Annotated in this window: 12 protein-coding genes; 1 reads left to right on the top strand and 11 read right to left on the bottom strand. The window is 41.6% G+C overall.

Annotation, left to right across the window (positions count from 1 at the left end; all coding sequences use genetic code 11):
- Window positions 1–60 precede the first annotated feature (60 nt).
- From HMPREF2991_RS04860 to pbp2a, 5 genes are all read right to left on the bottom strand, one after another.
- The gene (locus tag HMPREF2991_RS04860) at window positions 61–534 is read right to left on the bottom strand and encodes a transcriptional regulator (protein WP_070568158.1); all 474 of its coding nucleotides are present in this window, start codon (window positions 532–534) and stop codon (window positions 61–63) included.
- Between the two features lie 120 nt (window positions 535–654).
- Window positions 655–1,191 carry a transcription termination/antitermination protein NusG gene (gene nusG, locus HMPREF2991_RS04855; protein WP_000376732.1) on the bottom strand — a complete coding sequence of 179 codons (537 nt, stop codon included), beginning with the start codon at window positions 1,189–1,191 and terminating at the stop codon, window positions 655–657.
- 57 nt (window positions 1,192–1,248) lie between these two features.
- Window positions 1,249–1,425: a preprotein translocase subunit SecE gene (secE, locus tag HMPREF2991_RS04850; protein ID WP_000505776.1), complete on the bottom strand. Its 177-nt coding sequence runs from the start codon at window positions 1,423–1,425 to the stop codon at window positions 1,249–1,251.
- 9 nt (window positions 1,426–1,434) lie between these two features.
- Window positions 1,435–1,587 (bottom strand): 50S ribosomal protein L33, encoded by a 153-nt coding sequence (gene rpmG, locus HMPREF2991_RS04845; protein WP_001809375.1) that lies wholly within the window; start codon window positions 1,585–1,587, stop codon window positions 1,435–1,437.
- Between the two features lie 52 nt (window positions 1,588–1,639).
- Window positions 1,640–3,835, bottom strand: coding sequence for a penicillin-binding protein PBP2A (gene pbp2a / locus HMPREF2991_RS04840; RefSeq protein ID WP_070568155.1), 2,196 nt, complete (start codon window positions 3,833–3,835; stop codon window positions 1,640–1,642).
- A gap of 86 nt (window positions 3,836–3,921) precedes the next feature.
- Between pbp2a and HMPREF2991_RS04835 the strand changes: the two genes are divergently transcribed.
- Window positions 3,922–4,797 (top strand): RluA family pseudouridine synthase, encoded by an 876-nt coding sequence (locus HMPREF2991_RS04835; protein ID WP_083303881.1) that lies wholly within the window; start codon window positions 3,922–3,924, stop codon window positions 4,795–4,797.
- Window positions 4,798–4,863: 66 nt separating this feature from the next.
- Here the strand turns inward: HMPREF2991_RS04835 and gap are convergent, their stop codons facing one another.
- The 6 genes from gap to tkt all read right to left on the bottom strand — a co-directional run bounded on the left by gap (window position 4,864) and on the right by tkt (window position 12,453).
- Window positions 4,864–5,871, bottom strand: coding sequence for a type I glyceraldehyde-3-phosphate dehydrogenase (gap, locus tag HMPREF2991_RS04830; protein WP_000260682.1), 1,008 nt, complete (start codon window positions 5,869–5,871; stop codon window positions 4,864–4,866).
- Window positions 5,872–6,189: 318 nt separating this feature from the next.
- Complete coding sequence (gene adhE, locus HMPREF2991_RS04825; RefSeq protein ID WP_070683615.1) at window positions 6,190–8,841, bottom strand: bifunctional acetaldehyde-CoA/alcohol dehydrogenase; 2,652 nt, start codon at window positions 8,839–8,841, stop codon at window positions 6,190–6,192.
- A gap of 295 nt (window positions 8,842–9,136) precedes the next feature.
- The gene (locus HMPREF2991_RS04820; protein ID WP_000410457.1) at window positions 9,137–9,550 is read right to left on the bottom strand and encodes an MORN repeat-containing protein; all 414 of its coding nucleotides are present in this window, start codon (window positions 9,548–9,550) and stop codon (window positions 9,137–9,139) included.
- Window positions 9,537–9,980 (bottom strand): low molecular weight protein-tyrosine-phosphatase, encoded by a 444-nt coding sequence (locus HMPREF2991_RS04815; protein ID WP_000724851.1) that lies wholly within the window; start codon window positions 9,978–9,980, stop codon window positions 9,537–9,539. The genes HMPREF2991_RS04820 and HMPREF2991_RS04815 overlap by 14 nt, the downstream gene beginning before the upstream one ends.
- Window positions 9,981–10,027: 47 nt before the next feature.
- Entirely contained in the window at window positions 10,028–10,348 is a 321-nt protein-coding gene (gene yajC, locus HMPREF2991_RS04810) for a preprotein translocase subunit YajC (protein WP_025168800.1), read from the bottom strand.
- Between the two features lie 128 nt (window positions 10,349–10,476).
- Entirely contained in the window at window positions 10,477–12,453 is a 1,977-nt protein-coding gene (gene tkt / locus HMPREF2991_RS04805; RefSeq protein WP_070683612.1) for a transketolase, read from the bottom strand.
- Between the last annotated feature and the right edge of the window lie 115 nt (window positions 12,454–12,568).

The raw sequence follows: 12,568 nt of genomic DNA, 5'->3' as shown, positions 1-12,568 counted from the left end.
GCTTTTCAACTCTTTCTATTATACCTACTTTTCCGCCTTTGTCAAGAACTTTTTTCTTCTTTATCGAAATTCTGAAAAGATAAGGGAAAGTTCTCTCAGAAGAGCTTTCCGTCCTCTAAAGACTTCTCCTCCTATTAGACGATCTATTAGCTCTTGTTTTTCCATACTCTGCTTTGATTTGTAATTCTTTAGAAGTTCGTGAAAAAGATAATAATCGTCCAGCCTGAGTCCTTTTTCTCCTAGACGGTGGCTAATCTCACTCACCTCTTCATAGGGTTCTTTGTCGAAACGACGCTTGTGACTTTCCTGCTTACGGATGTAATCTAGAATACGATTTCTAAATTTTGTTTTAAAGCAAACATAAAGTTGATGGCGCTCGCCCTCTAGTAACTCTGGGTTGCGAGTCACCAGCTCATATAGGCATAACATGCCTTCTTGATCCCAGTCCTCTTTCTCCCACAGATGCAAATGATAATCTTTGCGACACTTATGGACAATTCCCTTACTTTCTTCATATAAGTCTTTTAGATTCATAGACCTCTCCTTTCTGCATTTAGTTTAGCAAAATGCGCGAGCCCATGGGTCTACTTCCTCTGTTTTATACTTCTTCCTTCCTCAACGGCACATAAAAAGAGAGGCAAAGCCTCTCTGGGGTTATAATTCTGCAATTTGGTTGAGGTTCACTTCTGCAATCGTATCATTACCAAACATAGAGATAATCATCTTCACTTTATTGTTATCAATTTCAGTAATTTTACCTGTGTAGTCTGCAAAAGCGCCATCAATGATGCGGACTGTCTGACCAACTTCAACATCAATATCAAACTCTTGAACAGTTTGTCCCATTGAAACCAAGATATCACGGATTTCTTGTTCCAATAGTGGAGTTGGTTTTGATCTGTTCCCGTGTGAGCCGACGAATCCTGTTACATTAGGTGTGTTTCGAACAACGAACCATGCTTCATCTGTCATGACCATTTCCACAAGGACATAACCTGGAAAGCGATTCTCTTCAACTTCCTTTTTCTTTCCATTTTTCTCAACTTGCACGGTTTGTGTTGGAATTTCAACGCGTAGAATATTATCCAACATGTTATATGTTTGCGCACGTTGCAATAGATTTTCTTTTACCTTATTTTCATAGCCAGAATAAGTTTGTAGAACAAACCATCCCTTGTCAAAACTATCCATGATATTTCCTTTCATACATATATAGAAGAAAGTTAGCAGAAGTTCTCCGCTTCTCTTCTAAAAAATGTTAATAAATCGAATCAAACCTGAAACAATCAACTGGTCAAAAATGTAAATGATGACCACAAAGAAGGCTGTGTATTCCATAATAGAGCGAAAATCTCTCCAGCTTTCTTTGCGAGTTGGCCAAGTTGTTTCTTTAAGAAGTTTAAAAATATCCTTAATAAAACCCATCGTTCTCTCCTATCTCGTTTCTCTATGTGTCGTATATTTTCCACAATGTTTACAAAATTTATTTACTTCTAGTCGTGTTGGCTTGGGGTTCCCACTAATTTTGATTGAGTAATTCCTTGAACCACAAACTGCACAAGCTAGGCTTGCTTTTTTTAGTGCCATAACGCCTCCATCTTATCTATTATAACAAGAAACCTAGGCTTTGACAAGCCTCTTAACGAAATAGATTAAGGATTGAGTCCCATATTGTCTGGGCTTTTTCTTTTATCTTGGCTTCTGAAATCGCCCGACCTGCTTCATCTACAAGATTTTGAGCACGACTACGAATATCTCCTATCGGATCCTCAGACTGGTTTGTCTCATTCTCAGCAACCTGCTTTTTCGTATTTTCTGGTTCAATCCCATTTTGTTTATAAGCATTCTCAACTGTAAAAGTGCTACCTGGAGTGTGGGGCAAAATGGTATTAGCCATACTTCTAAAGACATGGGCTGCTCCATTTGAGGTCGAACCTGCTAGATAATGACTCTCATCTGTTGTTGGGAAACCGAGCCAGTGGCTGATTACAACATCTGGAGTATAGCCAATCACCCACTGGTCACTGGTATATTCTGGGTTGAAAACAGCTTCAGTCGTACCTGTTTTACCAGCCATAACGTAATCCGCTGGTGACGAACTAATTCCTGTACCATTGGTAAATGTTCCTAGCATCATACTGGTCATTTTATCAGCTACCGACTTATCAATCACTCGTTTTTGGGAATTTTTATGACTCTTTATGACCTGACCGCTGGCATTCTCAATACGAGTGATGAAATGAGCTTCAGGCATTAGACCTCCATTGGCAAAGGCTGCATAGGCTTGCGCCATCTGGAGAGGATTCGTCTCCACACCTCCACCAAGAGCAACTCCAAGAACTCGGTCAACTTTTTCCATATTCAGGCCAAATCTCTCCCCAGCGTCAAAAGCTTTGTCAATACCTAATTCATTTACAGTCGCAACTGCCGGTAGGTTGAGTGATTCCGCCAAGGCCTGATACATAGGTACTTCTGGAGATGTCTTAATGCCCGCATAGTTGTCTACTTGATAACTGTTGTACTGCATCGTATGATTATCCAGTTGCTTGTTCAAGGCCCATCCCGCTTCTACTGCAGGTGTATAAACGACTAAAGGTTTAATGGTTGAGCCTGGGCTACGTTTAGACTGAGTGGCATAGTTAAAATTACGAAAGCCTGGTTTGTCATCCCCAGCTACACGACCAACAACTCCACGCACTCCACCAGTCTTGGGTTCTAGAGAGACACTACCTGATTCGGCATGCGTTCCGTCTTCTGCTGTTGGAAATAGCGAAGTGTTTTCGTAAATAACCTGCATGTTTGCTTGGTAGTTTTGGTCAAGCTCTGTGTAGATTCGATAGCCGTTGTTGACAATCTCTTCTTCTGTGAGATTGTACTTGGAAACCGCTTCGTTGACAACTGCATCAAAATAGGACGGGTAACGATAATCCGAAACTTTGCCTTCATACTTATCTTGCAGTTGAGAAGCCATATCTACTCCAGCCGCTTCGGTCTCTTGATTATTATCAATATAGCCCGCTGCAACCATATTTTGTAATACAGTATCCCTACGGTTGGTCGAAGTTTCAACAGAATTTAATGGATTATACAATTCTGGTCCCTTGAGCATCCCTGCTAGAGTCGCCGCCTGATCAAGCGTTAGTTGCGAAGCGGATACACCGAAATATTTCTTACTTGCATCTTCAACACCCCATACCCCATTTCCAAAGTAGGCGTTATTGAGGTACATAGTAAGGATTTGCTCCTTGCTGTATTTTTTTGTCAATTCTAAAGCTAGGAAAAACTCCTTGGCCTTCCGTTCAACGGTTTGGTCCTGAGACAGATAGGCATTTTTCGCCAACTGTTGGGTGATGGTAGAACCACCTCCAGAACGACCTGCTGTGACAATAGCTAGGAAGAAACGACCATAGTTAATCCCGTCATTTTTATAGAAGGAACGGTCCTCTGTCGCGACGACAGCATTCTGCAAGTCTTTACTAATATCTGTCAGCTCAACATAGGTCCCCTTTTGACCGGATAGGGCGCCTGCCTCTTTTTCTTCGCGGTCAAAAATCAGAGTTCGCGTTTTCAAGGCATTTTGTAAGTCATTGACATTGGTAGACTTGGCTATCGCAAATAGGTAGGTTCCTACTAGCAAACCTGCACTTAACCCTAAAATGATGACGATTTTTGTCAGATGATAACGACGCCAAAATTTCCGAATCGGGCCTACTTGGGACAATTTTTTTCTATCGCTCCGTGAACGACGCATGCTAGTCGAATCAGACTCCGCGGATTCATTCGTTTCTTTTTTAAAGAGAGAAAGAAATTTCTCAAATAATTTATCTAATTTCATGCGTTTATTTTATCATCTTCACCATAGGAACTCAAGAATTTAGCTACTCCCTATCCAAATAGGGCTTTTTTTGTTACAATATCTGTATGCAATTCACATTTACACTACCCGAATCCTTGCCTCAAATGACGGTCAAGCAATTCCTAGAGGAACAACTCCTTATCCCTAGAAAAATCCGTCATTTTTTGAGAACAAAGAAGAACATCTTAATGAACCACAAAGAAGTTCACTGGAACGAGATGGTCAAACCAGGTGACATTTGCCAGTTGACTTTTGACGAGGAAGATTATCCCCCAAAAGAAATCCTTTGGGGAAACCCAGACCTCGTTCAAGAAGTTTATCAAGATCAACATCTCATTGTTGTCAATAAACCAGAAGGCATAAAAACACACGGCAATCAACCTGATGAAATTGCCCTTCTCAACCATGTCTCTGCACACGTTGGCCAAACCTGCTATGTCGTTCATCGCCTGGATATGGAAACAAGCGGTTTAGTACTTTTTGCTAAAAATCCTTTTATCCTTCCCATTCTCAATCGTTTGTTGGAAAAAAAGAAAATTGCTCGTGAGTACTGGGCACTCGTAGAGGGGCAAGTAGGGAACAAAGAACTTATCTTCCGAGATAAAATTGGTCGTGATCGACACGATCGCAGAAAACGAGTGGTAGATTCCAAAAGTGGGCAACATGCCGAAACTCAGGTAAGCAGATTAAAGCAATTCCCAAACAAAACTTCCTTAGTTCGTTGCAAACTAAAGACCGGTCGAACGCATCAAATCCGTGTTCACCTTTCTCACCATAAGCACCCTATCCTAGGCGATCCTCTCTATAATAGTAAATCAAAGACAAATCGGCTTATGCTCCACGCCTTTCGACTTTCCTTTACCCATCCACTCACCTTAGAACAATTGAGTTTTACTGCCCTCTCGGATACTTTCGAAACAGAATTAAAACAAAATGGATGACACTATCATCCATTTTTCTATACAAAAAAGCAAGACCGGAAGGTCTTGCTTTTATTGACTCAAGAATTATTTAGCGATTTTTGCGAAGTATTCAAGAGTACGTACAAGTTGTGCAGTGTATGACATTTCGTTGTCGTACCATGATACAACTTTAACCAATTGTTTACCGTCAACGTCAAGAACTTTAGTTTGAGTTGCGTCAAACAATGAACCGTAAGACATACCTACGATATCTGAAGATACGATTGGATCTTCTGTGTAACCGTATGATTCGTTTGAAGCTGCTTTCATAGCTGCGTTTACTTCATCGACAGTAACGTTCTTTTCAAGAACTGCTACCAATTCAGTAACTGATCCAGTTGGAGTTGGAACACGTTGTGCAGATCCGTCAAGTTTACCATTCAATTCTGGGATTACAAGACCGATAGCTTTAGCAGCACCAGTTGAGTTAGGAACGATGTTTGCAGCACCAGCGCGAGCACGGCGAAGGTCACCACCACGGTGTGGTCCGTCAAGGATCATTTGGTCACCAGTGTAAGCGTGGATAGTAGTCATCAATCCTTCTACAACACCGAAGTTATCTTGAAGAGCTTTAGCCATTGGAGCCAAGCAGTTTGTAGTACATGAAGCACCTGAGATAACTGTTTCAGTACCATCAAGAACGTCGTGGTTAGTGTTAAATACAACTGTTTTAACGTCGTTTCCACCAGGAGCAGTGATAACAACTTTCTTAGCTCCACCTTTAAGGTGTTTTTCAGCTGCATCTTTCTTAGCAAAGAAACCAGTTGCTTCAAGAACGATTTCTACACCGTCAGTAGCCCAGTCGATTTGTTCTGGATCACGTTCAGCAGAAACTTTAACGAATTTACCGTTAACTTCGAAACCACCTTCTTTAACTTCTACAGTACCGTCGAAACGACCTTGAGTTGTGTCGTATTTCAACAAGTGTGCAAGCATAACTGGATCTGTAAGGTCGTTGATGCGAGTAACTTCAACACCTTCTACGTTTTGGATACGGCGGAAAGCAAGACGACCGATACGTCCGAAACCGTTAATACCAACTTTAACTACCATTAGTGATTTCCTCCTTATGAAAATCATGAAAATTTTATTGTGAAAAGAGTAACTTGAATCACTACAAATCACCTTTCAACAAACCTATTATATAACTATTTGAGTTTAATTGCAAGTACGGGCGTTGATTTTCTCTCCTGCTTTTCTACTTTTTCTCCCCCTTTTTATTCATCCATTCTTTTATTTTCAAAGCATATCTCTAGAATCTTTTATAATATCTGCATATCCTCTTCATTTCAAGGTGAAACTCCAATTTCAACGCTTTCAGAGTTTACAAAAAAGAGACAGAATTTCTCCTGTCTCTAGGCTGATAAACAATTATTTGCGACGTCCTGGTCGTTCTGCATAACCATAGTAAGCATCTGCCATGATTTCTTCCATGTCAGCTACCATTGGCAAGCGAGGGTTAGCAGGTGAACATTGGTCTTCATAAGCAAGCAAGGCAATTTCATGCAAGCTGTCTTTCCAAGCTTTTTCATCGATTCCTTGATCCTTGAAGTTCATCTTGATACCTACTGCAACACCAAGTTCGTAAACAGCTTTAGCGTATGCTTCAACTGCTTCTTCTGGAGTTGAGTGAGGCAATCCAAGCATTCTAGCAATATCTTGGAATTTTTCGTCAGCTTTCCAGTAGTTATACTTAGGCCATGTAGTCGTCTTAGATGGGCGAGTACCATTGTAACGGATAACGTATGGAAGCAAGATTGCGTTTGTACGTCCGTGAACAGTATGGTGAACCGCACCGATCTTGTGGGCCATTGAGTGGCTCATACCAAGGAAGGCATTGGCAAAGGCCATACCAGCCATTGTAGATGCATTGTGCATTTTTTCGCGAGCTTCTGGATCAGCTGTCTTAACAGATTTTTCCAACCATTCAAAGACAAGTTTGATTGTTTGAAGGGCGATACCGTCTGTATAGTCGTTAGCGAAGTTTGAAGTGTAAGCTTCAGTCGCGTGAGTCAAGACGTCCATACCTGTATCCGCAGCGATGAAGTCTGGAACTGACTCAACCAAAGCAGGGTCAACAATCGCAATAGTTGGTGTCAATGAGTAGTCAGCCAATGGGTATTTACGATTGTTTTTCTTATCAGAGATAACGGCAAATGGTGTTACTTCTGAACCTGTACCTGAAGTTGTTGGAATACCAATGTATTTCGCTTTCTTACCAAGTGATGGGAAGCGGAAGGCACGTTTACGGATGTCCATGAATTTTTGAACCAAGTCACGGAAGTCGATTTGTGGTTGTTCGTAGAAGAGCCACATTACTTTGGCCGCGTCCATTGGAGAACCACCACCAAGAGCGATGATTGTGTCTGGTTCAAATGCTCTCATTACTTCAGTACCACGTTCTACAGTTGTGATATCTGGGTCTGGTTCAACGTCTGAGAAGACTTGGACAGTTACACGGTTGCTGCGTTTGTTCAATTGGTCAATAATGCGTTGAACAAAACCAAGTTTTTCGATCGATTTGTCTGTAACAATCATAACGCGTTCAATATCTTCACATGTTTGAAGGTATTGGATAGAATTGCGTTCGAAGTAAATTTTTGAAGGAACTTTAAACCACTGCATATTATTTCTACGTTTCCCTACTTTCTTGATGTTTAGAAGGTTGATCGCACTCACGTTATCACCGACTGAGTTGTGTCCATATGAACCACATCCAAGTGTCAATGATGGAATGAAGGCATTGTATACGTCACCGATACCACCGAAAGTAGATGGAGAGTTCCAGATAATACGCATTGCTTTAATTTCTGTACCAAAGCGTTTAGCAAGAGCTTCGTCTTTTGTATGGATGGCTGCTGAGTGACCAAGTCCGTTAAACTCAACCATTTGACGAGCTTTTGTAAGACCGTCTTCTGTGTCTTCAGCTTTTAGGACAGCGATAACTGGTGACAATTTTTCACGAGTCAATGGTTCTTTCGGTCCTACTTCTGCACATTCCGCAGCCAAGATGTTTGTTCCTTCTGGAACACTAAATCCTGCTTGTTCAGCAATCCATGCTGCCGGTTTACCAACGATGTTTGCGTTTAGTTTAGCACCTGCACAGTTTTTGCTGTTTGCTTTCACGCCGAAACAGAATTCTTCAAGAAGCGCTTTTTCTTTCTTGTTTACAAAGTAAGTGTGATATGATTTGAATTCTTCTACAAATTCGTCATATACTTCTTTATCAATGATAACCGCTTGTTCTGATGCACAGACCATCCCATTATCAAATGATTTAGACATAACGATGTCATGAGCAGCTTGACGAAGGTCAGCAGATTTTTCTACATAGGCAGGAACGTTTCCGGCACCTACCCCAAGAGCTGGTTTTCCACATGAGTATGCAGCTTTAACCATAGCGTTCCCACCAGTTGCAAGAATAGTTGCAACACCTTCGTGGTTCATTAGCGCTCCAGTTGCTTCCATAGATGGCTTTGTAATCCATTGAACACAGTTTTCAGGTGCGCCAGCTGCGATGGCTGCATCACGAACGATTTGTGCTGCGTGAGCTGATGATTCTTGAGCTGATGGGTGGAAGGCAAAAACGATTGGGTTACGTGTTTTCAAAGCAATGAGTGATTTGAAAATCGCTGTTGAAGTTGGGTTTGTTGTCGGAGTGACACCACAGATTACCCCGACAGGCTCCGCAATCTTTGTCAAACCTGTAATTGGATCATCTTCAATAACTCCAACTGTTTTAACTCCACGCATATTGTTCACTACGTGTTCGCAGGCAAATAGGTTTTTTGTCGCCTTGTCTTCAAATACTCCACGACCAGTTTCTTCAACTGCGTGTTGTGCAAGGATACCGTGCGCGTCAAGTGCGGCAACCGAAGCTTTTGCCACGATATAGTCAACTTGCTCTTGGTTCAACTTGCGCATTTCATCAAGCGCAACCAAGGCTTTTTTCACGAGACCATCGACATGCTTTTCAGCAGCAAGTTGTTTTTCCTCTGGGGTTACTGTTTTTTTATCAGCCATATTATCCTCCATAGCCTTTAAGGATGTTATCCTTTGTTAATTATTTCACAAATTTATTATAACTCTTTTTTTATGCTTTGTAAACAGTTTCATAAGCATTTCACAAAGAAATTTTCTAAGATTGTGATTTTTTTCTCAATATAGCTATACAATAGAGTTTTGTCTGGACGATTGTGAAATTATGGAAAAAATTTTTTTATTTCACAAAGTTTTTCTAGTTGATAGTTAGTTATCGAATTCAAGACAAGAAAGCGTTTTCTTTTCAGGCTTTGAAAATAGTCTCCTAACTTGGAGACTACTGTTTTTGCTGAAAAACGCCTTGTTTAAAGGTCCCCTCATAAACAACTTCTTGCTCTGTAGTCAACTTCCCTTGACCTTCAGCCTGACCATTTACAAAATCACCTTCGTATTTCCAGCCATCTTTTGATTGAAAAGTCCCTTTACCATTAAAAGCCCCATTATTGAACTCTCCTGTGTATTGGTCCCCGTTTTCAAAGGTCATAGTCCCCTGACCATTCATCTTCCCTCTTACCAAGGTTCCATCATAAACAAGCGCACCATTGTCAAGTGTCAGTACACCCTTTTTTGGAGTGTTTAGTAGAAAAACTGATACGGCGCAGATAGCGATTAGAAGAACGGTTGCAATCTCTATACGCGGGCGAGTTAGATATACTCGATATTTTTCAAAGATTTTTTTAAACTTTTCCATTGTCACTCTCATTTTCTAAACGGTCTAACCAGCTTTGGCATCCACTTGTGATGCGCGCATAGGTTTCCTCAAAATCTCCTGTGTACCATGGATCTGGAACACTTTCTGCCGCAAAAGAGTAGATCTTGTACTGTAGTTCCTGAGGGCACATGTGACGCAGATCTGAAACGTTTGAAGCATCCATACCGATAATGTAATCAAATGATTCAAAGTCCTCTCTGCCAATCTGAAGCGATGTTTTGTCTTTGTCATACGGGATCTGATACTGCTGAAAAATCCCCTGCGTCCCCTTATGAATCGGATTGCCATGTTCCCAAGATGACGTTGCCCGACTCTCGACTTGGTAAGCGCTCGTCATGGACTTCATCACAAACTCTGCCATGGGACTTCGGCAAATATTTCCTAAGCAAACAAATACTATTTTTTTCATCCCTTTTCCTCTTGTCTCATAGAAAAACGGGAGTGACAGGTCCCGTTTTATTCTTCGATTGCTCCGCCTTCGTCAACAACTGTTCCTTCTGGTGTCACAGCTTCTTTGAGTGGCAAAACGGTCTTGATCGCAGCCAATTCAAAGGTCAAATAAACCCCATCTACATCCAGTACGATTGTACCTTTCTCAGTATCTACTTCATCCACTGTTCCGTAAAGCCCACCAATTGTAATGACTTCATAGCCTTTTTGAAGCTTGTTCAAGCTTTCCATACGCTTTTGTGCTTGTTTCTTTTGAGAACGTTGCATAAAGAACATCAAGGCAAACATACCTACAAGCATGATCAAAAATGTTAAATTTGGACTAATATTTTCCATAGTATTTTCTCCTTTGTATTTTACATAGGACTACTATATCAAATTTCAGCTACTTTTACAAGATTGTGCCTTGTTTTTATGGTTATAAAAAATCAGAGTTTTCACTCTGATTTTTGTGATTATTTCAAGTTTTGAACGACTTTGACTAGATTTTCAACTGTAAATCCGTACTCTGCCAATACTTTTGGTGCTGGGGCAGATGCTCCAAAGGTATCAATACCGAGAACTGCACCATCAAGACCAACATACTTGTACCAGTTTTGAGTTGCACCCATTTCAACTGCAACACGACGGCGAACTGCATTTGGAAGGATTTCTTCCTTGTAAGCTGCATCTTGTGCGTCAAAGACATCTGTTGATGGCATGCTGACTACACGGACTTTTGCCCCTTGGCTAGCCAATTCTTTGGCAGCTGCGACCGCCAAATTCACCTCTGAACCTGTTGCAATCAAGATCGTATCAAAGTCTGCTGCATTTTCATAGACGACATAGGCACCTTTCGCAACTTTGTCAAAGTCTGTTCCCTCTTCGACAGTCAAGTTTTGACGTGTCAAGACAAGGGCAGTTGGTGTTTTTTCGCTTGTCACTGCAAGGTACCAAGCCGCTTGAGTTTCACGCGCATCTGCTGGGCGGAAAACATTCAGATTTGGCATAGCACGAAGACCTGCTAAGTGTTCAACTGGTTCGTGAGTTGGACCATCTTCACCAACTGCAATAGAATCGTGGGTAAAGACATAAGTCACAGGAAGTCCTTGCAAGGCTGACAAGCGGACAGCTGCTTTCACATAGTCAGAGAAGACGAAGAAAGTACCTCCGTATACACGAAGTCCACCGTGAAGGGCCATCCCGTTCAAGATCGTTCCCATTGCAAATTCACGAACACCAAACTGAATGTTGCGGTTCAAGCGATTAGCGTCGTCTTGAAGTCCATCCGTTTTGATATAAGTCATGTTTGAGTGAGCAAGGTCAGCTGATCCACCTAGGAAAGTTGGCAACTTGGCAGCAACAACGTTCAAAGCATCTTGACTTGAATTACGAGTTGCTTGAGAAAAGCCATTTTCTAAGGCTGGGAAGTCTGCTGGAGTCACTTCAACTGGATCACGTCCGTCGATGATGGCTTCTACTTCTGCAGCCAGTTCTGGGTGAGCTTCTTTATAATCTGCAACTAATTTTGTCCAAGCTTGATAAGCTGACGCGCCACGGTCTGCAACATTTTCCTTGAAATCAGCATAAACTTCAGCTGGGATTTCAAATGGTTCATAGTCCCAACCGAGCGCTTGGCGAGTTGCTGCAGTTTCATCTGCTCCAAGAGGAGCACCGTGTACCGCATTGGTTCCTTGTTTGTTTGGAGAACCGTATCCAATCACAGTCTTCACTTCAATCAAAGATGGTTTGCCTGAAGCTTTAGCTGTTTCGATAGCAGCATGGATTGCTTCCAAGTCTGTTCCATCTTCAACCAAGGCTGTATGCCAACCGTAGGCATTGTAACGGTCACGAACACTTTCTGTAAAGGAATCTTTTGTCTCACCATCCAAGTTGATGTCATTTGAATCATAAAGAACCACCAACTTGTCAAGTTTTTGCAAGCATGCGTATGAAGCCGCCTCACTTGAGACACCTTCCATCAAATCTCCATCTCCACAGATCACATAAGTATAGTGGTCAAAGATATTGAAACCTTCGCGGTTATATTTGGCTGCTAGGAAGCGTTCTGCTTGGGCAAAACCAGTAGCAGTAGAAATCCCTTGTCCTAGAGGACCAGTTGTCGCATCAACCCCTGCAGTATGTCCAAATTCTGGGTGACCTGGTGTTTTAGAACCCCATTGGCGGAAGTTCTTGACTTCATCCATGCTAACATCTTCAAAACCAGAGAGGTGAAGAAGGGCATAAAGAAGCATTGAGCCGTGTCCTGCTGAAAGAATAAAGCGATCGCGGTTGATCCAGTTTGGTTGAGCTGGATTGATACGAAGTTGTTTTGTGAAGAGGCTATAGGCCATAGGAGCAGCCCCCATAACCACCCCTGGGTGACCTGAGTTTGCTTTGTTGATGGCGTCAATACCTAGAAAACGAATTGCATTAACAGATAGATTTGACATAGAATTTCCTTTCTCTTTGAGGTGATTAATGAATCACACATCCTATTTTACTATTATATGAAAAAATGCATAGAATAGCAATAAAACAATTTGCGTTCATCTAACACATTTGATT

Origin of the sequence: Streptococcus sp. HMSC072D07 (assembly GCF_001814835.1) — a bacterium.
Lineage (GTDB): Bacteria > Bacillota > Bacilli > Lactobacillales > Streptococcaceae > Streptococcus.
The sequence above is the reverse complement of the archived record's forward strand: the minus strand, read 5'-3'. Positions and strand labels throughout refer to the sequence as shown.

What these genes read in the sequence shown, in the direction of transcription:
- HMPREF2991_RS04860 (WP_070568158.1), bottom strand. Translation starts at nt 534, where the DNA reads ATGAATCTAAAAGACTTATATGAAGAAAGTAAGGGAATTGTCCATAAG.
- nusG (WP_000376732.1), bottom strand. Translation starts at nt 1,191, where the DNA reads ATGGATAGTTTTGACAAGGGATGGTTTGTTCTACAAACTTATTCTGGC.
- secE (WP_000505776.1), bottom strand. Translation starts at nt 1,425, where the DNA reads ATGGGTTTTATTAAGGATATTTTTAAACTTCTTAAAGAAACAACTTGG.
- rpmG (WP_001809375.1), bottom strand. Translation starts at nt 1,587, where the DNA reads ATGGCACTAAAAAAAGCAAGCCTAGCTTGTGCAGTTTGTGGTTCAAGG.
- pbp2a (WP_070568155.1), bottom strand. Translation starts at nt 3,835, where the DNA reads ATGAAATTAGATAAATTATTTGAGAAATTTCTTTCTCTCTTTAAAAAA.
- HMPREF2991_RS04835 (WP_083303881.1), top strand. Translation starts at nt 3,922, where the DNA reads ATGCAATTCACATTTACACTACCCGAATCCTTGCCTCAAATGACGGTC.
- gap (WP_000260682.1), bottom strand. Translation starts at nt 5,871, where the DNA reads ATGGTAGTTAAAGTTGGTATTAACGGTTTCGGACGTATCGGTCGTCTT.
- adhE (WP_070683615.1), bottom strand. Translation starts at nt 8,841, where the DNA reads ATGGCTGATAAAAAAACAGTAACCCCAGAGGAAAAACAACTTGCTGCT.
- HMPREF2991_RS04820 (WP_000410457.1), bottom strand. Translation starts at nt 9,550, where the DNA reads ATGGAAAAGTTTAAAAAAATCTTTGAAAAATATCGAGTATATCTAACT.
- HMPREF2991_RS04815 (WP_000724851.1), bottom strand. Translation starts at nt 9,980, where the DNA reads ATGAAAAAAATAGTATTTGTTTGCTTAGGAAATATTTGCCGAAGTCCC.
- tkt (WP_070683612.1), bottom strand. Translation starts at nt 12,453, where the DNA reads ATGTCAAATCTATCTGTTAATGCAATTCGTTTTCTAGGTATTGACGCC.